We start from the raw sequence: 19,394 nt of genomic DNA on the forward strand, positions 1-19,394 counted from the left end.
ATCAACGCCATGCCGGCCCACGCAGCCCCCTCGGCCGTTCACAAAGGCAAGCGGCGCCTGCTCGAAAGCTGCGCCGTCGCGGCGGGCCTGATGGTGTTTGCACAGGGCGCGCATGCGCAGGTCGCGGCCACGCCCCTCGACCCGCCCGGCAGCGTCACGGTCGGCACCGACATAGCAAGCCGGACGACGACGGTCGGCGTCTCCGGTCCCCAGACGATCATCAACTGGGTTCCGGACGACAGCGCCCCGACCGGCGGCGACATCGAAGTGCTGCAGCAGAACCATAACTGGAATTTCAACGGCAGCGGCGATTTTGTCGTTCTCAACCGCTTCGTCAACGGCGCGGGCGGCGCACTGAGCCGACGGGTTGCGCTGAACGGCAATATCAACAGTTCGGACGGAAGCGCCCAGAGCGGCAGCATCTGGTTCTACAACGCCGGCGGCATCCTGATCGGCACCGACGCCATGATCAACGTCGGCAGTCTGGTCCTGACCGCCAACGCGATCGAAACGGGCGACGGGTTTTTCGATCCGGCGACCGGAGCGATCCGGTTCCGGGCCGCCCCCGGCAGCGTGGCGACGGTTACCGTCAACGGCAGGATCAACGCGAATCACGAATTCAATCCCGGCAGCAGCTATGTCGCGCTTGTCGCACCGCGCATCGCGCAGGCCGGCCGCGTTCAGGCCAACGGATCGGTCGCCTATGTCGCGGCCGAAGCCGCCGATATCCGGATCAACACCGGGCTGTTCGATATCAATGTCATCACCGGTACGGAGGGCGGCGACGCCATCACCCATACGGGCATCACCACCGGGCCGGCACATGTCGACGGCAGCAATTATGACAGTCGCATCCATATGGTGGCGATCGCGAAGAACGACGCCGTCACCATGCTGGTGTCGGGACAGGTCGGCTATCAGGATGCCACGATTGTCCAGACAGACCCCGATGGCGCGGTCCGGCTGTCAGCGGGCTACAACATCGTCGGTGGCGAGATCGATGCCTCGACCGTCAACGGCCCCGCGGCGAACATCACGGTCGGCGACGTGCGCTTTCTCAGCAACACTACCGCTCACGCCAGCGGCGCTTTCCTGGGGCAATCGCAGCAACAGCTTCCCGCTGTCCCGCCCACCGGCCCCGCGCCGGAACGGCCCGGCGAGATCCATGTCGAAGGCGAGGGGCTGTTCATCGGCGATGCCTCGGCGGCGCTGGTGGTCGGCACCGGCGGCAGCGGCCAGTCGGCGGGCGCGGACGGCAACCTGACCATCGAATCGAGCGGCGCGACAGGCGATGCCTCGGTCACGGTCCGCGACGGGGGTTCGATCTTTGTCGGCGGCCTGCCCGGCGGCGGAACGCTCGCCATCCGGGCCGACGGCCGGACCGATCCGGTCACCGGCATCAACCAGGGCGGCACCGCGACCTATTCGCAAAGCGGCGGCAGAACCGAGGTCGGTAACCTCGTCATCAGCGCCGTGGCGGAAGACGGCAACACCCCGGGCGGCACCGGGCGCGGTGGCGTGGCGCGCGCCGAACTGACCGGTGGCGAACTGGAGGCGGGCGACATCGCGGTCGTCGCACGTGGCGGCGGCGGATTCGGGACCAGCGGCGCCGATTTCGATTCGGGCATTCCGGTTGGCCCGGCGGGAACCGGCGGCACGGGCTCCGGCGGCACGGCGACGATGCGCATCGACGGCGCCGACGTGCAGATGGGCGCCCTTCTTATCGACGCATCGGGTCGCGGGGGCAGCGGTGGCGAATTCTATGCGTTCGTGACGGGTGGCGATGCAGGCGACGGCGGCGACGGCATCGGCGGCTCGGCCCGTTTCGATCTGGTATCGGGCACCATAAGCGGCGGGACCCTGAACGTCGATGCCCATGGCGAGGGCGGCAGCGGCGGCGCCACCTATGATGTCAGTTCGGGCAGCGACCTCACCGGCGCCCAGGGCGGCGGCGGTCTGGGCCGGGGCGGCACCGCGACGCTTGGCCTTGCCGCCGATACGGATATTTCCGACCTCGTCATCGCCAGCGCGGACGCGCTGGGCGGCATGGGTGGAACCGGCTATGGTGCCGGGCCGGCCGGCCGGGGCGGCGACGCGCAAGGCGGAACCGCGCAACTGATCGTCACCGACCATGCCATCGGTCCACTCTTCTCGATCATGAGCGCCGAGGCGACCGGCGGCGCGGGCGGCTTTTCGGCCGGCTCGACGGGAGCAAACGGCGGCGACGCGGTCGGCGGCACCGCACGGCTGGAGGTCATCGGAGAAGCCGGCAGCGCGGTGGTTCTCAGCGCCAACCTGCGCGCCTCGGCCACCGGCGGAGAAGGCGGGTTCGGCACTATCTCCTACACCGACCCGACCTTGGCGCCGGCGGGCGGCGCGGGCGGCACCGGCACCGGCGGCACGCAGGAAATCATCGCGCGCGACGGCGCCACGATATTGATCGACGCCGACAACTCCTCGGCGATCGCCGAACTGGGAAGCGTGGGCACCGGCGGCGGCGGCGGCCGGGGCGCAAGCAACGACATGGGCACCGCCTCGGGCGGCGAAGGCGGTGCGGCGGGAACGGGCATCGGCGGGACGGTGCATCTGCTCGCCGCCGGGGGCACGATCACCACCGGCAGCAACTCGCTGCTCGTCGGGGCCGACGGCACCGCGGGGGCGCCCGGCGAAGGCGGCTTCGGAACGGGCGGCGACGGAGGCGCAGGCGGGGAAGGCCGAACCGCCGGCGGCCGCGTCCTGTTCGAAGCGACCACAGCGAACGGCCGGACGGGCGAGCTGAACCTGGGCTTCACCGGCATCTCGGCCAGCGGCGACGATGCCGGGCGGGTCGTGATCGGCGGCGACGGCCGCACGACCTTTGCCGATCTGAACGTCTCGGTAACCGGGGTGGCCGCGCCGACCGCCGGCAATCTCGACACCGCGACGACGGGCATTCTGCTGGCACCCACCGGCGCGGGCTCGATCGCGACGACGGGCGACATGCGGCTGACGACCGACGGGTCGGTCGGCATCTATGCCGCCGGCGGCGGCCACGTCGCGGTGGGCGGCACGCTGGACATCGCGGCCGGGGACCAGATCGACCTGCGGCACGCCACGCCGGCGGCCGGCGGCGCACCGACTATCGCGGCGGTGGGCAATGCCACGCTGACCGCCGCCAACAGCATCACCGGCGACGCGGGCAGCACCGCGGCGAGCGACGCCGCGCTGGCCCTGACCTCGACGAACGGCTCGATCGCCATCGGGTCGGCGCGCGCGGGCGGCGACATGGCGCTGAGCGCCGTCAACGGCAGCATCGGAACCTCCGGAATCATCGCGGCGGGCGACGATATGCGCATCACCGCCGCCAGCATGGCGCTCGGCCGGATCGAAGCGACCGGCAGCGGCACCGATTCCGAAGCCGATGGCGCCAACATCGTGCTGACCTCGACGGGTGCCGCCACCGTCGTCCATGCGGAGGCGACGGGCAACTTCACCGCCAACGTCGGCAGCTTCGCGACCGGGCTCAACTCGATCGTCACCGGCGGCGACATCGTCGTGGCCTCGCCCGGCACGGTCGACCTCGGCAATTCGAGCGCCGGCGGCTTCGTGTCGGTGAACGGCCAGTCGATCGCCTTCAACACGGTGAGCGCGGGCAGTTTCGTCTCGCTGACCGCGGAGGGCACAGGCGCCGCCGACGGCGTCTTCGGAACCGACATAACCGCGGGCGGCACGGTCGCCATCGACGGCCCGGGCATCGCCGTCGGCGGCACGATCCAGTCCGATGGAACGCTGCGCGCGACGGCGAGCACGGGCAACGTCGCGATCGGGCTGGCCGATGCGGCCGGCAACGTCATCGTCTCCGCCGGAACGGACCTTTCGGGTATCTATCGCGCGGGCGGCAACGTCGAACTGACTGCCGGGGGCAATGTGACCGCCGAAGCCGATGCGGCGGGCGGCTATGCCGATCCGTCGGGCAATAGCCTCTCCGAAGGCTATGTGTTCGTCGATGCGGGCGGCGACGCGGCGCTGACCGACAGCAGCGCGGCGACGATGATCGGTATCCGTACCGGCGGCGCGGCGAGCCTGACCGGGGGGACGGCGGGCGAGGATGTGTTCGTCCTCGTCGGGACGACAGCGACGCTGGCCAACGTCACCGCCGGCGACGACCTGACCGTCCAGGCGGGCGGCGCGATCGACGCCACCGATGCGGCGACCACCGGAACCGGCCCCGACGGCCGCAGCGTCGTCTATGCGGGCGGCGGATCGGTGCCGGTGCCCTTCCTGCAGATCGCGACGACGCCGGCCGACCTTTCCAACGTCATGCTGACGGCCGGCACGGACATCGCCGCCGTCCGCGTCGGCGCCTTCGACAATCTGATCGCGGACGCGGGCGGCACGGTCACGGGATCGGTGATCGCGGGCGGCAACCTGACCCTCGTCGCCGACGGGTCGATCGCCATAGATTCGGCGGAAACCGGCGATGACGGCGCCGTGACGCTGAGCGCCGGGACCGGAATCGACGCCGACGAGATCTACAGCCGCGGCGTGACGACGCTGACCACCGACGACGGCGCCGTCCGCGTCGGGAACCTGAATTCGCGCGACGCCGTCAGCGTCAGCGCCGACAGCCTCGACATCGGGACCAACGGACCGATCACCTTCGCCAACATCGTCACCGACGTCGGTGACGCGGCGATCCGCTCGGGCAACCGGTTCATCGTCGAGAATGCCACCATCGCCGGCACGGCGCGCTTCGACAACAGCGGCGAGCATATGATCATCGAAGCACTGACCGCCGACGCCGCCCAGTTCAACGCCGCCGAGATGATCTCGATGGCCGGCGTCGGCGTGACCGACGGCCTCGCCGCCAGCGCCGGCACGACCATCCTCGTCGACGGCGCGGTGACCGGCCGCGACATGACGCTCGCCTCGCGCGACATCACCATCGCGCCGAGCGGCCACCTCGGCACCCTGGGCATCACCCGCACGCTGTCGCTCGCCAACAACGACGACGGACGGCAGAGCTTCGTCGGCGGCACCGGCACCGTCACCGGCTATCACATCGACGCCGACGAGATGACGCGCCTCCATGCCGCCGCCATAGAGATTATCGCGCCGATGGTCGCCGGCGGCGGCGCCGAGCCCGACCTGGTGATCGACGGCTTCACCATGACCGGCGGCGCATCCTCGAACGCCAACCTCGGCACCGACGGATCGCTGACGCTGCGGACGCCGGGCCGCGCGCGCGTGATCGGCGCGGTCGCGCTGACCGATCTTGCCGACACCAACAGCCTGACCGTCGCCGCCGATACGGCGCTGGAGGTCATCCTCGGCCAGGGAAGCGTGCGCCTGTCGAACGGCAGCGATCCCGCCGGCCGGTTGAACCTTGCCGCGAGCGCCGTCTTCGTCGCAACGCAGGCGGCGATCGGCGACATCGCGGGGGCGGCTTCGATCGACGCCATCGACGCGCGCCTTGCCGAGAATGACGGAGTGACCAGCGACGAGGGCGCGCTGTTCGCCGGGGGCATCGATGCCGCCGTCGGCGACGGCTTCTATGTCCAGAACAGCGGCGCCGGAACGCAAACCGCTCAGCGGCGCGGGCTGACCTTCGGCGCGCTCGGGCTCAACGTCGATGCATCGGCGCCGACCGCGCGCATCGTCGTCAACGGCGTCGCGGCCGGCGCGTCGGGCCCGGTCACCGGCCTCGACACCATCCCGCTGCTCACCGTCAACGGCGCGGCGCCGGCTTCCGGAAGCTTCGACCGGCGCTCGACGCTCAACGGCTGCCTGATCCTCAACACGGGCGCCTGCCTGCCCGCGCAGCCGGGGGGCGTGGAGATGAATTTCCCCGTTCAGGACGTCATCGAGGAAGAGGCGAGCGCCGACAGCGACGAAGGCGAAGGCAGCACCCTGCCGACCCCGCTGATCACGATGCGCGAACTCGACCCGATGACCGGCGAGCCGCTGCTCGACGATCCGGTGACCGGGGCGGGCAACGACGACCTGTGGACCTCGCCGGGGAGCTAAGGCGTATCGGTTCATTGAATGGCTGACTCCCCTCCCGCAAGCGGGAGAGGAGATCATGGGCGTATCACTCCCGGACTTGGTTCGAGGCGCCTTTCGGTTGACGGCGAACCCCGGCGCGGGGCATGGGCGCGGGGATGACCGACGCCCCCGCCCCCGCGCCCGGCGCGCCGCTCCGGCTGTTCAACAGCCTGACGCGCCAACTGGAAGATTTCCGGCCCGTCCATCCGGGCGAGGCGCGCGTCTATTCGTGCGGGCCGACCGTCTACAATTACCAGCACATCGGCAACATGCGCGCCTATGTCTTCGCCGACACGCTGGGGCGGACGCTCGCGTTCAAGGGCTATGCGCTGCGCCACATCATCAACATCACCGACGTCGGCCACCTGACCTCCGACGCCGACGCCGGCGACGACAAGATGGAAAAGGCGGCAGCGTCACAGGGCAAGTCGGCGTGGGACATCGCCGCCTTCTACACCGCCGAGTTCAAGCGCGACCTCGCGCGGCTGGGCGTGCGCGATCCCGCGAAATGGACGGTCGCCACCGACTATGTCCCGCGCATGATCGCGTTCGCGGAGCGCATCGCCGACGCCCATTGCTACCAGCTCGACAGCGGCCTCTATTTCGACGTGTCGACTGTCGCCGATTACGGCCGGCTGGCGCGCGCGGTGACCGACGAGGGAGAAGGCCGCATCGACGAGGTCGAGGGCAAGCGCCACGCCGCCGATTTCGCGATCTGGCGCCGCACGCCGCCCGGCGAGACGCGCCAGATGGAGTGGGATTCGCCGTGGGGACGCGGCGCGCCCGGATGGCATCTCGAATGCTCGGTGATGGGCGAGGCCGAACTGGGCCTGCCGTTCGACATCCACACCGGCGGCATCGACCACCGCGAAATCCACCATCCGAACGAGATCGCCCAGAATCAGGCGTGGCGCGGCTGCGGCGGGCTCGACTGCGCGGAGCATTCGGGCGCCCGCATGTGGATGCACAATAATTTCCTGATCGCCAGAAACGACCAGGGGCGCGGCGGCAAGATGTCGAAATCGGCGGGCGAATTCCTGCGCCTCCAGACGCTCGTCGACCGCGGTTATCACCCCCTCGCCTATCGCCTGATGTGCCTCCAGGCGCATTATCGCAGCGAACTGGAATTTTCGTGGGAAGGCCTCGGTGCGGCGCTGACCCGACTCAAGCGGCTGGTGATGGCGGCGGCGGCCGTCCGCGAAGCGGAGGCTGTACCGGTGACCGACCGGCGGCTGGCCGACCTGCTCGCAAGGTTCGACGCGGCGGTCTCCGACGACCTCAACACCCCGATTGCGCTCACCCTGATCGAGGAAGCGGCGGCGATGAAGAAAGTCGACGCGGGGCAGAAGCGCACGCTGCTGGAACGGATGGACGGCGTCCTCGGGCTCGACCTGCTGACGCTCTCGCGCGAGGCGCTGCGCGTCCGTCCCAAGGGTGCGACCATCGACGAAACCGCCATCGAAGCGACGCTGGCGCGCCGCAAGGAAGCGCGGGCCGCCAGGGATTTCGCCGCGTCCGACGCGCTGCGCGACGAGCTGGGCGCCGCCGGGGTCGAGGTGATGGACGGCGACCCGCTCGGCTGGGACTGGCGGCTCGAAAGCTGAACGACATCGCGGTCCGTTCGTGTCGAGCGAAGTCGAGACACCCGACAGGCGCGCGCGACCGATGGGCATCTCGACTTCGCTCGATGCGAACGGAAGAGGGAGAGCAATTTCCGTGATCAAGACCGTCACCGTCCTGTCGGACCTGATCCGCCCGCTCGTCGAAAGCCGCCTGCCCGACTGGGTCGTACCGCGCTTCTTCCGGACCAAGGAAGAGGCGATGGCGATGGCGCCCGAGGCCGACATCGGCTGGTTCGACATGCACGACAAGCGCGACATGGCGACCGCGATCACCGCGGCGGCGAAGATGCGGTGGCTGAACTCCATCTATGCCGGGGTCGACCGCATGCCGCTCGACCTGCTGCGCACGCGCGGCGTCGTCGTCACCAACGGCGCCGGGATCAACGCGATCACCATCGCCGAATATGTGGTGATGGGAATGCTGACCGTCGCCAAGGGCTATCGCGAGGTCGTGCGCGCGCAGGAACGCCGCGAATGGCTGATCGATTCGCCGGGTAAGGTCGAACTGGCCGGATCGAGGGCGCTGCTGCTCGGCTATGGCGCGATCGGCAGGCTGATCGAGGAACGGCTGAAGGCCTTTGCGGTCGATGTGACGGTGGTGCGCCGCTCGCCCGGACCGGGCACCCTGACCCCCGACCAGTGGCGCGGCCGCCTCGGCGATTACGACTGGGTGATCCTCGCGGTCCCCGCGACGGCGGAAACCGACGGCATGATCGGCGCCGCCGAACTGGCGGCGATGAAGCCCGACGCAACGCTGATCAATATCGCGCGCGGCAGCGTCGTCGATCAGGAAGCGCTGGTCGCGGCACTGACCGAAAAGCGCATCGGCGCCGCCTTCCTCGACGTCACCACCCCCGAACCGCTGCCCGCCGACCACCCGCTGTGGGCGCTCGACAACGCGCATGTCACGATGCACCTGTCGGGCCGCGCGCAGGACAGGATGTTCGCGCGCGCTGCCGAACGCTTCCTCGACAATCTGGGTCGCTGGCACAGGGGCGAACCGGTCGCGCCGCAGGTCGACCTGACGCTGGGCTATTAGACTCCGATGACTTTGGATTGCCGCGCGGCTTCGCCGCTCGCAATGACGAGTCCGTCTAATGTCATCATGGTCTAAGGCCTGTGGGGATTCGGGGTCCGGCGCGCTGCCCCATCCTTCGTCACCCTGAACTTGTTTGGCAATTACCCCCTTCCGACAAGTGAGCGTTCCCCGGCGAAAGCCGGGGTCCAGCTACGTGCGCCTGCCTCGCATGGACCCCGGCTTTTCGCCGGGGATCACCAGCGTCCCTGTCTCAAGGGTATAAACGCCAACTCGTTTCAGCATCCATGGCCGGACCTTCCCTTTTCCGCAGCCTTTCATTCAGGGACAGACCATGGGCCCTGAAACGCGTTGGTATAGATATCCATCAGGCAAGTAAGGAGCTGTTCCCCGGCGAAAGCCGGGGTCCAATGCGGGACAGCGCCGGCCATCTGGACCCCGACTCTCGCCGGGGAACGATTCCTTGTCGAAAAGGGATGGAGCATCGAGCCTTAAATCTGACCCATCGTCCCGTTCGTGTCGAGCGCAGTCGAGACACCCATCAGCGTGGCGCAAGGCCGATGGGTGTCTCGACTGGGGCGTTGCAGATTTATGGCACGCCGCTCCAATTGCTAACTGCCAACCTGTTTCAGGGTGACGAAAGGGAAACATCCGTGCCGAAACCCGAATCCCCACAGGCCACAGGACGACGAGCGATCCCGGACCGGCCTACTCCGGCCGTTCGGCCTTCAACTCGCGCACCAGCGGTTGCAGGCGCTCGTCATATCTGGCGAGGGTCGTGTGCGCCCCGGCATGGTCGTAGAAGCTGACCAGTTCGCGCCCGTTCCAGTGGTGCAGCGCATAAGCCGGGTCCTCGGCGACGATCATCGGGCGGTCGTCGGGGCGGTCCGGGTCGATCGCCCGCAGGTCCAGCGACACCTGCGGCGCGGTCGAGGAACAGATGGCGATGGTGCGCCCTTCCCACGCCACGGTCACGCTGCGATGCAGGTGGCCGCAGATCAGGCCGCGCACCTGCGGGTGGCGGCGCACGACCCGGGTCAGGCGGCCGACCCAGGGTTCGCCGGGATGGGTGTTCATCCATTCGATCCCGCTTTCGATCGGCGGGTGGTGCATCACGATATAGGTGGGCTTGCCGCCGTCCTTCGCCAGTTCGGCGTCGAGCCACGCCGCGCGGGCGTCGCAGAAGGCGCCGCCGTGGCGCCCCTCCTCCAGCGTGTCGATGGTCACCAGTCGCAGCTCGGGCAGTTCGATCGCATATTGGACGAAGCCGGCACCGTCGTCGAAGCCGGGGAAGGCCGCGTGAAACGGGTCGCGCAGGTCGTGGTTGCCGACGCTCGGCCAGACCGGGAAGGGACAGCGCGAAAAGGCGGCCTTGAGCTGGGCATAGCTGCCGGCATCGCCGCAATCGGTGATGTCGCCGGTGGCGATCAGCAGGTCGGGCCGGTTCGGCCCATCGATCAGCACGTCGAGCACGGCGTCGAGCCGCTTGCGGTTGTATTCGGCCGGATTGTCCGGGTCGAAACCCAGATGGATATCGGTGATCTGGGCGATTAGCATATCCGTCCCCCACCCCGGCCGCCGGGCCCCGACCGCCTGATCTTCATCCGCCGCGCCCTGTCGTCGAGGCCAGTTTCGGCGCCGAGCTGCGCCATGTCCCATCATAGAGGCCGCGCGCCGCCGGCCCTGTGATCAGGCTCACAGCCTGCGCGGCGGGCGGCGGCCGATCGGCGATGGCCGCGCTTCCCTTCCTGCGCTGGCGCGCGGGCACCCACGGCTTGCCCCCGTCGCTGTGATATTCGTGGCACATCGCGCAAGGCGATTCGGTCGCGGTCGCGACCTTGACCAGCCGCGCGCCACCCTCGCCGACATGGCAGTCGCGGCACTGGCGGAGGCCGGGGATCAGAAGGTCGCTCGCCGCCTTCGATCGCGTCGCCGCGACGTGGCAGTCGGCGCAGTCGGTTTCCCTGTGCGCATCATGGTCGAACCAGCCCTTGGTCAGGAAGCGCGGCGTCTGGTTCACCGCCATCACGCGCCAGTCGTTGCCCGCGGCGGGCGCGAAGATGGTGTGGCAATCATAGCAGGCGCCGCCCTTCGAGAAGACGGCGCGCACCGCATCCTCGGCGCGGTTCGGGCGCGCCGCGACCTCGCGGAAATAGATGTTGTAGACCTGTCCCTCGGCATATTGGCCGGGGCGCCGCCGCTCCATGCCGCCGAGTTGCAGCGGCCGCGTCGGCGGGGTCGAACGGTAATAGGCGATCAGGTCGGCGACCACCTGCCGCGGCTCGCCGTGGCGGAGCGTCCGCGTGACCCCGCCGACCGTCTCGAACGCGAGACTGTGGCACATCGCGCAGTCGCGCTCCATCTCGACCGGGCTGATCCGTACCCCGTCGGCGTCGGGGCGATGACAGTTCGCACATTCGAGCTTTTGCCCGAAGCCATGGCGGCCGCGGAAGCTCGCCGCCATGCGCGCGACCCCGCCATTGGCCTGCAGATGCAGGTCGTGCGGGAATTTGAGCCCGCCCTGATCGACGATCGCCCCCTTGCTCAGCGCCGCGCGCACTGGCTTCGCGCCCGGCGCGGTGCGCACGAGCGGCCGGAATTCGGGATGCAGCGTGCCGAAATCGGCGGCATCGGCGACGGTCGGCTCGAAGCCCGCCTTCACCAGCCGCGCCTGCATCCCGTCATGGCAGTCGGCGCAGAATTTCTGCGGTGTCGCCGGCATCGGCCCGGCGCCTTCATGTTCGGTATGGCAATCGACGCAGCGGCCCTGCGGCCGGTTGAAGGTCTTGGCGAAGCCCGCGAGAATGCGCTCGCCGACGCCGGGCGGGTGGCGTGCCGCAAGCAGCATCGCGGTCGGCGCATTGGCGTGCGCCGCGCTCATCGCCTTGTGCTCGCCGGTGTGGCAGCCGACGCACGCCTTGTCGGTCACCGCGACGAAGGCGTCGACGTGGCACGACTGGCAGTCGCCCTTCAGGCTCTTGTGCGCGCTCGACAGCGGCCCCGACGACCAGGCGAGGTCGGCATGATAGCCGCCCGGCCGCTCGTCGACCTGCCGATAGCTGTGCCACGCCCAGATCGGCCCGGCGAGGAAGGCGAGGAAGACGAGGATGGCGAAGGTCCAGGCGCCCAGCCGCTTGCCCGGCATCGTCCCGGCCAGCGAGAAAGCCTTCGCCTCGTCGACGTCCTTCGACGATTGCGACAGTTCGTCGATCCGTTCGACGAGCAGGACGATCGCGTCGCCCTCGCGCGCGACCGTCAGCCGGTGCCCGCCGAACCGCAGTTCGGCGCCAGCCGCGCTGTCGATGTCGGCGGCGTCGAGCGTGCGGCCGTTCAGGTCGAAGCCCAGCCCCTCCTGCGCCGCGACATGGACATGGCGGCCGTCGCTGCTGCCGATCGTCGCATGGTGCGGGTTCACCGCCAGGTCGGGAATGTGGATGCCGTTGCCGCTTTCGCGCCCCAGCGTGATCGTGTCGCCCGGCAGCGGCTGGTCGCGGACGATCTGCTTGCCCGTCTTCGTCGTCGCGATGCGGCGCAGGATGAAGCTCATCGTCCCCCTCCCCGCCTACCAGTAGAAAAAAACGCTGACGATGTGCGCCGACAGCGCCACGATCAACGCAAAACTCAGCGGAACATGCACATAAACCCATATTTCGAGCAGTGCTCGCAGCCGCAGATGCCGGCGCAGCCGCGCAAGCGCCGCCTCCTTCTGGCGCAGCAGGCCGACGACCTTGCCGCGCGCTTCAGCATCGGCCGCGCGCGAGCCCGCCAGCGCGCGCAGCGCAGCCGCCGTCGCACAGCGAGGATAGCGCCCGGTCAGCCGCCCGCGGATGCCCCCCGCGAATGGGTCCTCGTCCAGCGCGGCGAGCACCGGGGCGGCATCCTCAGCCGTCAGCGGCTGCGCTGCGGCATGAAGCTGGCGGTCGAAGGCGCGGATCGCCTCGAGCATCTGCATCTGCGTCATCTGCTCGCGGTTGTTCGACAGCGCAGCCGGCAGCGTCGCATAGACGACCACGCCGTAGAGCCCCGACAGGATGACGAGCATCATCAACGCCCAGGCGAGCGTGTGGACGTTCCAGCCTAGCTGGAAACCGGTGTGCCAGGTACCGATGACGATCAGGCTGAGCCCCAGATAGACATGCGCGGAGGTCCACGCCTTCAGCGACCAGTAATCGCTCGTCATCCGGCGCTTGCGATAGCCGAGCGCGGTGAGCCACAGGATCAGCGCGGCGCCGATCGTCCCCAGCGTATAGCCGTACCAGCTCCCGCCATTGGGGCGCGGTGTCACGTCGACTAGCGCATAGGAAACGACGATCAGCAGGCAGAGCATGCCGGAAATCTTCGCCCAGCGGAAATTGGCGTAGCGCAGGAATCCTTCGTGCCGACGCTGACGGACGCGTTCGACATGGGTGCGCTGCGCACGGCGCCGGAACAGCGTCGCCATCAGTCGGCATCCTCTTCGAGCCGGGTGACCGACAGGAACTCCTCGGGCGAGACGCGGATCGCGGCGCCGGTGGGACAGGCGCGCACGCAGGCGGGGCCGCCCGCGATCCCCTTGCACATGTCGCACTTGACGGCGATCTTCTTGGGCTTCTTGCCCTCGGGCATATTCGCCTTGGTCCATTGGGGCGACGGTTCGCCCGGCCCCGGCCCCCGGCCGAGCAGCAGCCAGCTGAGCAGACCGGGCTTCGGCGGCGGCGTCGATTCCATACGGATCACGCCATAGGGGCAGTTGCGCATGCAGTTGCCGCAGCCGATGCAGCCGTCCTCCATATAGACTTCGCCGTCGGGGCCGCGATGGATGACGTTCGGCGGACAGTCGGCCATACAGTGCGGATGCTCGCAGTGGCGGCAGCTTGTCGGGACGTGCAGATGCGCAAAGGTCCGCCCCGCCTCGCGGTCGAGCCGCGACAGTCCTTCGTGGCTGTCGGCGCAGGCCTTTTCGCAATTGTCGCAGCCGACGCACAGATTCTCGTCGATCAGCAGCGCATCGGTCGCCTCGCCGAGCCCTTCCTTCATGATGAAGCTGGCGGTGTCCGAATAAAGATCGACCGCGCTCGCATAGCTGGTCTTGCGCGATTCGATGAAGCCGTTCATCGCCGCGCGCTCGGCGACCGCGGCCTCGGTCGCCGCGCGCACCTGCGGCCGCGCGGCGAGCATTGCCTTGAACCCCGCGCCGGTCAGCTTGATCACCTCGCTGCCGACCGCTGCCTTGACGGTCGCGTTGCGCTTCTCTCCGCTCAGCACCGCCATTTCGCCGAAATAGCTGCCCGCGGGCAGGTAGCGCAGGAAGATCGGCCGGCCGCCGATGTGCTTTTCGACCACCATCGAGCCGGAACGGACGACATAAACGTCGTCGCCCGCGTCGCCCTCCACGACCACCGGCTTGCCGGCGGGCACGCGGATCACCTCGGCCCCGTCGATGACAGGCGCCAGATCCTCGACCCTCAGGCCGCCCTTGAAGATCTGGAGAAGCTGGCGTTCGAGCGAGATGCGTTCGATCACGCGCTTCGCGCCCGGCACCGCGCCCATCAGCTTGAGCGCGGCGGTGCGCGACACCTCCACGAAGATGCTGTCCTCGCCGGCGCGAATCGTCGCGCCGCGCTTGCGGCCAGAGATCAGCCCGACCTCGCCGAAGATCGACCCCTGCTCGATCGGCACGTTGACGCCCGGCGCCACCTCGACCAGCGCATGGCCGTCGGCGATCGCGAACAGCGACGATCCCGGCTCGTCCTTTTCGAACACCACCTCGCCCGCAGGGTAATAGGCAATCTTCGAATCGAGCATGAATTCGCGCATCTGGAGCGGCGACACGTCGGCGAAGATGCGCACCCGCACGCGCAGATGGTCAAGCCACTCGCCGACTGTTTTCTGCTGCGGCAGGTTTGCGAAGATCGTTGCAAGGTCCTTTTCGTCGGCGGGGGTCAACGCGTTGTTGCCGTTGATGAATTCGACGACGTCATAGCCCTGGTTCATGCAGTGCTTGATCAGCGGATAGCCCGCGAGCGCGCCGATGACGTAGATGCCGGGCACCGTCGTCTCGAAGGTCGGCGACAGCTTCGGAAAGGCTTCGCGGTCGGGGCCGGTGAATTCGATCCCCATCGATTCGACGAAGGCTCGCGGCGCGACGGATCCCAGCCGCGCGACGATCACGTCGCACTCGATCCGCTCGTCGCCGGTCGGCGTCTCCAGCGTCAGCCAGCCCGGTTCGACGATTTTGGGCTGGGTTTCGGTGCGGATGTCGATCGCGCCATTCTCGCCCGCCTCCATCAGGTCGGAGACGTTCTTCGCCTTGGCGCGCGCGAAATCCTTCGACCGATTAAGGATCGTCACCCGGTTCTCGAGCGCCTCCTCGGCGACGCCGAGCGCATTTTCGATCCCCGCGTCGCCCGACCCGACGACCGTGATGTGCCGGTCCCTGAAATCCTCCGGGTCGTCGACCTGATAGATGATGTGCGGCAGATCATTGCCGGGGCAGCGCAGCCGGTTCGGGTTGCCCTGCGTCCCGATCGCCAGCACGATATGCTCGGCGACGATCGTATCGCCGCTCGCCGTCCGGATATGGAAGGCGCCCTTTTCGCCCGTGACCTCGACGACCTCGGCGCGATAGGCGACGGTCACCTTGTTGGCCGCGGCGTCCTCGTCCCAGATGCCCAGGATCGCCTCGCGCGACCCTTCGTCGAAGCGGCAGTCGGAGCGCAGGTCGAGGCGAGCCGGCGTCGCCATGACGTGCTTGCCCTTCTGATATTTGAAGATCGTGTCCGACAGATGGTCGGTCTTTTCGAGCAGCACATGGCTGAGCCCGAGCTGCGCCGCGCGCGCGGCGGCGCTCAGCCCGGCGGGACCGGACCCGATGATCGCGACCCGGACCGTCTCGCTCATGCGCGCGCGGCCCGCCCGCGAAAGGCAGGCTCGCTGCGGCTGACGACCATCCTGACGAACATGCGCGCTGGCATCCCTTCCCCCTGGCCGCCAGCCCCCCGGCAACCTCTGCATGGATGCGACCCGGACTTATGTCCTGATCGGAACGCTATGCCCTTGAAAGCGGGGGCGGGTCAACCGGGGAGACGGATGCCGGCCGAAGCGCGCGCGATCAGCGCGCGGGCGCGACCCGGTTGCCGACACCCTGGATCGACACGCGCGGGCGCGCCTTCCCGGCGGTGCTCCAGGTGACGACATTGTCGACGCCCGACACATTCACCGGCGCCCCGGCGCGCAGCGCGATGCGAATCCGGTTGTCGGTGCCGGTCACGGTCAGCGACGGGCAGTCGCCCACGAAGCTGATCTCGTTTTCGGTGCCGCTGACGACCGCCGCGCGGCCCTCGCAATCGACGGTCAGCGTCTGTCCGACCCCATCGATCGTCGCGCCGCTGCGCGTTCCGGCGCTGCCGCTCTGCGCAAAAGCCAGAGCCGGCACCGCGGCGACAAGGCCGATCGCGGCCATGACGGGGAATTTCGGGAAAAAGGCGTTCGAAAGCAAGGCTGTCTCCTTCACAACCCCTCGAATGCCCCGCCGCAGGCATGCGCGGACAAATCTTGCTCCACGATGAACGAACGCCGCGCGCCGCCGGTCAGGCGAGTTCGAACATCGCCGCGATGCGATCGGACGCCACCGGCTCGAAGCGCGACCAGCCGTCGGGGCCGAGCTTTTCGAGCGGGCGGAAACGCGCCTTGTAGGCCATGCGCGCCGATCCCTCGATCCAGTAACCGAGATAGACATAGGGCAGGCCGGCCTTCGCGGCGCGGCGGACATGATCGGCGATGATGAAGGTGCCCAGTCCCTCGCGCAGCGGATGGTGGGCGTCGAAGAAGCTGTAGATCATCGACAGGCCGTCGCCCTGCCGGTCGGTCAGGCAGCAGCCGACGAGGCGGCCGCGGCCGCCGTCGGCCGCCGGTTCGCGATATTCGATCATGTAGGAATCGACCGGCGTCTGCTCGACCATGTCGGCGAAATCCTGCTCGTCCATGTCGGCCATGCCGCCGCTCGGGTGGCGCGACAGCAGATAGGCGCGCAGCAGCGCATATTGTTCCTCGGTCGCCCACGGCTTGCAGGCGGTGACGACAAGGTCGCCGTTGCGGCGCATCGTGCGTTTCTGCGACTGGCTGGGCCGGAATTCCGCGGCGCAGACGCGCACCGAGACGCAGGCCGAGCAATCGGCGCAGCTCGGGCGATAGGCGACCGACTGGCTGCGGCGGAAGCCGATCCGGCCGAGCGCGTCGTTGAGCTCGTTCGCATTGTTGCCGCTCAGTTCGGTGAATACCTTGCGCTCGGTCCGGCCCTCCAGATAGGGGCAGGGCGCGGGGCTGGTGACGAAGAAGCGCGGGAAACGGAACGGTGCGGACACGCGGACTAGACCTCCAGACTTGTGATGCGGATCCCCCCACGCGGGTCCGGCGCGTTCTTTCCACCGACTATGCCGCCCCGCGTCAATGGTGCAAAGACCGTTTACCATTTTTGTTCGTCCCGATCTGAATCAGATCGGAAAACCGCGCGGTCGGGCCGGACATTCTGTCCCGTTTCGAATCGATCAGGCGTAGCCCTTGAGCTCGTCGCCGGTCAGCGTCGCGACGTGGAGCACGTTGGTCGACCCCGGCGTGCCGAAGGGAACCCCCGCCATCATCACCAGCTTCGCGCCCGCCTGGCCGACGCCGTGGCGCAGCGCCATGCGCTTGCCCTTGGCGATCATCTCCTCGAAGCTGCCGATGTCCTTGGTCGGAACCGCGTGCGCGCCCCACAGCAGGCCGAGCCGCCGCGCCGCCTCGCGCTTCGGGGTCAGGATGAGCAGCGGCGCGCCGGGCCGCTCGCGCGCGACGCGGCGCGCGGTCGAGCCCGACGCGGTGAAGCAGATGATCGCGTCGGCGGCGATCGTCGCGATGATCCCGCCTGCCGCCTCGGCCAGCGCGTCGGCGGTCGTCGCGTCGGGAAAGGTCTCGGTGAAATGGAGCCGGCGGTAATAGTCGGGATCGCCCTCGACCGAGCGCGCGATCGAATCCATCATCGTCACCGCCTCGACCGGCCAGGCGCCCGCCGCGGTCTCCGCCGACAGCATGATCGCGTCGGCGCCGTCATAGATGGCGGTCGCGACGTCGGACACCTCGGCGCGCGTCGGGGTCGGCGAGACAATCATCGATTCGAGCATCTGGGTGGCGACGACGACCGGCTTGCCCAGCCGCCGCGCCGTCGCGACGATGCGCTTCTGGAGCGGCGGCACCGCCTCGGGCGGCAGCTCGACGCCCAGGTCGCCGCGCGCGACCATCGCGGCGTCGGCAATCTCCAGTATCTCTTCGAGCCGGGCGACGCCCGCGGGCTTCTCGAACTTGACGAGCAGCGCCGCCTTGCCGCCGATCAGCCGCCGCGCCTCGGCCACGTCCTCGGGCCGCTGGACGAAGGACAAGGCGATCCAGTCGACATGCTGTTCGAGCGCGAAGGACAGGTCGCGGCGGTCCTTTTCGGTGAGCGCGGCGAGCGGCACGACGACGTCGGGGACGTTGACACCCTTGCGGTCCGAAATGCGGCCGCCGACCTCGACGATCGTCGCGATGCAGTCGGAAGTCACGCTCTTCACGCGCAGCACCAGCTTGCCGTCGTCGATCAGCAGCCGCGTGCCGGGTTCGAGCGCGGCGAACAATTCGGGGTGCGGCAGGTGGACGCGCTGCGCATCCCCCGGCGCCGGATCGGTGTCGAGCACGAACGCCTGCCCCGTCACCAGCTCCGCCGGGCCGTCCGCGAAGGTCCCGACGCGCAGCTTGGGACCCTGCAGGTCGACGAGGATCGTCGACGGGCGCCCGGTCGCCTTCTCGAGCGCGCGAATCGCCGCGATCACCTTCGCATGCCCCGAGTGGTCGCCATGGCTCATGTTGACGCGGAAAGCGTCGGCGCCGGCGCGGTACAGCGCGGCGATCATCTCCGGATTCGCGCTCGCGGGGCCGAGCGTGGCGAGGATGCGCACCTTGCGCTGGCGGGGGGGAAGGGTGTGGACCACGGTTGCTCCGCTTGCCTGATTGCCGTTACGGTGCGTGGGCATGGCGCTTCGTTCGCGCCATGGCAACCGCGCGATATCGATTGATCCACGCAAAAGGAGGCAGCCATGGCGTGCAGCGAAGACCAGAACGGCGTGGACGATCCGCTCGACGCCCTCGACGACGCGGCGGCCGCGGCGGCGTTCCGGCGGCTGGTACGCCTGCTCCGGCACCGCCACGACGCCGCCAACATCGACCTGATGGGGCTGGCCGGCTTTTGCCGCAACTGCCTGGGCGACTGGATCGCCGAGGCGGACGGGATGGACAAGGAGGCGGCCCGCGCGATCGTCCACGGCATGCCGACCGCCGAGTGGAAGGCGCGCCACCACGTCCCCGCGACCGCCGAGCAGCTCCGCCGGATGGAAGAAAGCATGGCGAAGAATCCCGGACCCCGCTAGGACGGATCGACATTCAGCTCTGGCGGCCTGCAAATGGCGGCCTTTCGCGCTTCCGGTGCCCACGTGCCGTCAGCACGCTGCGCTCCGGGTCCCGAAAATCCACCATTTTGACCTGTGGTCGTCTTCGACTCCGGCTCGCCATCTTCTGAATGTCGATCCGTCCTATGGTCTGTGGGGATTTGGCGTTCTGCGCGGTTTCTCCCATTCGTCACCCTGAACTTGTTTGGCGTTTACACCCTTGAGACAGGGATGCTGGCGTTCCCCGGCGAAAGCCGGGGTCCATGCGAGGCAGCGCTG

At 68.8% G+C, this 19,394-nt stretch carries 11 protein-coding genes; 4 read left to right on the plus strand and 7 right to left on the minus strand.

The annotated features are described in order from the left end of the window. The first annotated feature begins 9 nt into the window (after positions 1-9). From ABS88_RS17770 to ABS88_RS17780, 3 genes are all read left to right on the plus strand, one after another. Positions 10-6,006: a hypothetical protein gene (locus tag ABS88_RS17770; protein WP_104959357.1), complete on the plus strand. Its 5,997-nt coding sequence runs from the start codon at positions 10-12 to the stop codon at positions 6,004-6,006. A 134-nt stretch (positions 6,007-6,140) separates the two neighbouring features. Continuing rightward, positions 6,141-7,628 carry a cysteine--tRNA ligase gene (cysS, locus tag ABS88_RS17775; RefSeq protein WP_104960290.1) on the plus strand — a complete coding sequence of 496 codons (1,488 nt, stop codon included), beginning with the start codon at positions 6,141-6,143 and terminating at the stop codon, positions 7,626-7,628. Between the two features lie 112 nt (positions 7,629-7,740). Then, positions 7,741-8,685: a D-2-hydroxyacid dehydrogenase gene (locus tag ABS88_RS17780; protein WP_076074296.1), complete on the plus strand. Its 945-nt coding sequence runs from the start codon at positions 7,741-7,743 to the stop codon at positions 8,683-8,685. Positions 8,686-9,390: 705 nt separating this feature from the next. Here the strand turns inward: ABS88_RS17780 and ABS88_RS17785 are convergent. The 7 genes from ABS88_RS17785 to pyk form a co-directional block, all read right to left on the minus strand. Beyond that, a complete protein-coding gene (locus ABS88_RS17785; protein WP_067113010.1) occupies positions 9,391-10,239 on the minus strand; it encodes a phosphodiesterase in 849 nt (282 codons plus the stop codon). Between the two features lie 43 nt (positions 10,240-10,282). Next, a complete protein-coding gene (locus ABS88_RS17790) occupies positions 10,283-12,229 on the minus strand; it encodes a cytochrome c3 family protein (protein WP_076074295.1) in 1,947 nt (648 codons plus the stop codon). A 15-nt stretch (positions 12,230-12,244) separates the two neighbouring features. Next, a complete protein-coding gene (locus ABS88_RS17795) occupies positions 12,245-13,123 on the minus strand; it encodes a hypothetical protein (protein WP_076074292.1) in 879 nt (292 codons plus the stop codon). Next, positions 13,123-15,561: an FAD-dependent oxidoreductase gene (locus tag ABS88_RS17800; protein ID WP_076074290.1), complete on the minus strand. Its 2,439-nt coding sequence runs from the start codon at positions 15,559-15,561 to the stop codon at positions 13,123-13,125. The genes ABS88_RS17795 and ABS88_RS17800 overlap by 1 nt, the downstream gene beginning before the upstream one ends. Before the next feature lie 211 nt (positions 15,562-15,772). Next, positions 15,773-16,159, minus strand: coding sequence for a DUF3060 domain-containing protein (locus ABS88_RS17805; protein ID WP_067181672.1), 387 nt, complete (start codon positions 16,157-16,159; stop codon positions 15,773-15,775). Positions 16,160-16,250: 91 nt separating this feature from the next. Next, a complete protein-coding gene (locus ABS88_RS17810) occupies positions 16,251-17,024 on the minus strand; it encodes an arginyltransferase (RefSeq protein ID WP_067113001.1) in 774 nt (257 codons plus the stop codon). 183 nt (positions 17,025-17,207) lie between these two features. Beyond that, positions 17,208-18,704 (minus strand): pyruvate kinase, encoded by a 1,497-nt coding sequence (gene pyk / locus ABS88_RS17815; protein WP_234002570.1) that lies wholly within the window; start codon positions 18,702-18,704, stop codon positions 17,208-17,210. A 63-nt stretch (positions 18,705-18,767) separates the two neighbouring features. Here pyk and ABS88_RS17820 point away from each other — a divergent pair, with 63 nt between their 5' ends. Then, positions 18,768-19,097 carry a DUF1244 domain-containing protein gene (locus ABS88_RS17820; RefSeq protein WP_067112997.1) on the plus strand — a complete coding sequence of 110 codons (330 nt, stop codon included), beginning with the start codon at positions 18,768-18,770 and terminating at the stop codon, positions 19,095-19,097. Positions 19,098-19,394: the final 297 nt, after the last annotated feature.

This window comes from Sphingopyxis sp. SCN 67-31, assembly GCF_001725095.1.

Bases quoted from the DNA above. Each gene is read 5' to 3' on its own strand.
- ABS88_RS17795 (WP_076074292.1), bottom strand. From the start codon at position 13,123: ATGGCGACGCTGTTCCGGCGCCGTGCGCAGCGCACCCATGTCGAACGC.
- ABS88_RS17820 (WP_067112997.1), top strand. From the start codon at position 18,768: ATGGCGTGCAGCGAAGACCAGAACGGCGTGGACGATCCGCTCGACGCC.
- pyk (WP_234002570.1), bottom strand. From the start codon at position 18,704: ATGCCCACGCACCGTAACGGCAATCAGGCAAGCGGAGCAACCGTGGTC.
- cysS (WP_104960290.1), top strand. From the start codon at position 6,141: ATGACCGACGCCCCCGCCCCCGCGCCCGGCGCGCCGCTCCGGCTGTTC.
- ABS88_RS17785 (WP_067113010.1), bottom strand. From the start codon at position 10,239: ATGCTAATCGCCCAGATCACCGATATCCATCTGGGTTTCGACCCGGAC.
- ABS88_RS17790 (WP_076074295.1), bottom strand. From the start codon at position 12,229: ATGAGCTTCATCCTGCGCCGCATCGCGACGACGAAGACGGGCAAGCAG.
- ABS88_RS17800 (WP_076074290.1), bottom strand. From the start codon at position 15,561: ATGAGCGAGACGGTCCGGGTCGCGATCATCGGGTCCGGTCCCGCCGGG.
- ABS88_RS17770 (WP_104959357.1), top strand. From the start codon at position 10: ATGCCGGCCCACGCAGCCCCCTCGGCCGTTCACAAAGGCAAGCGGCGC.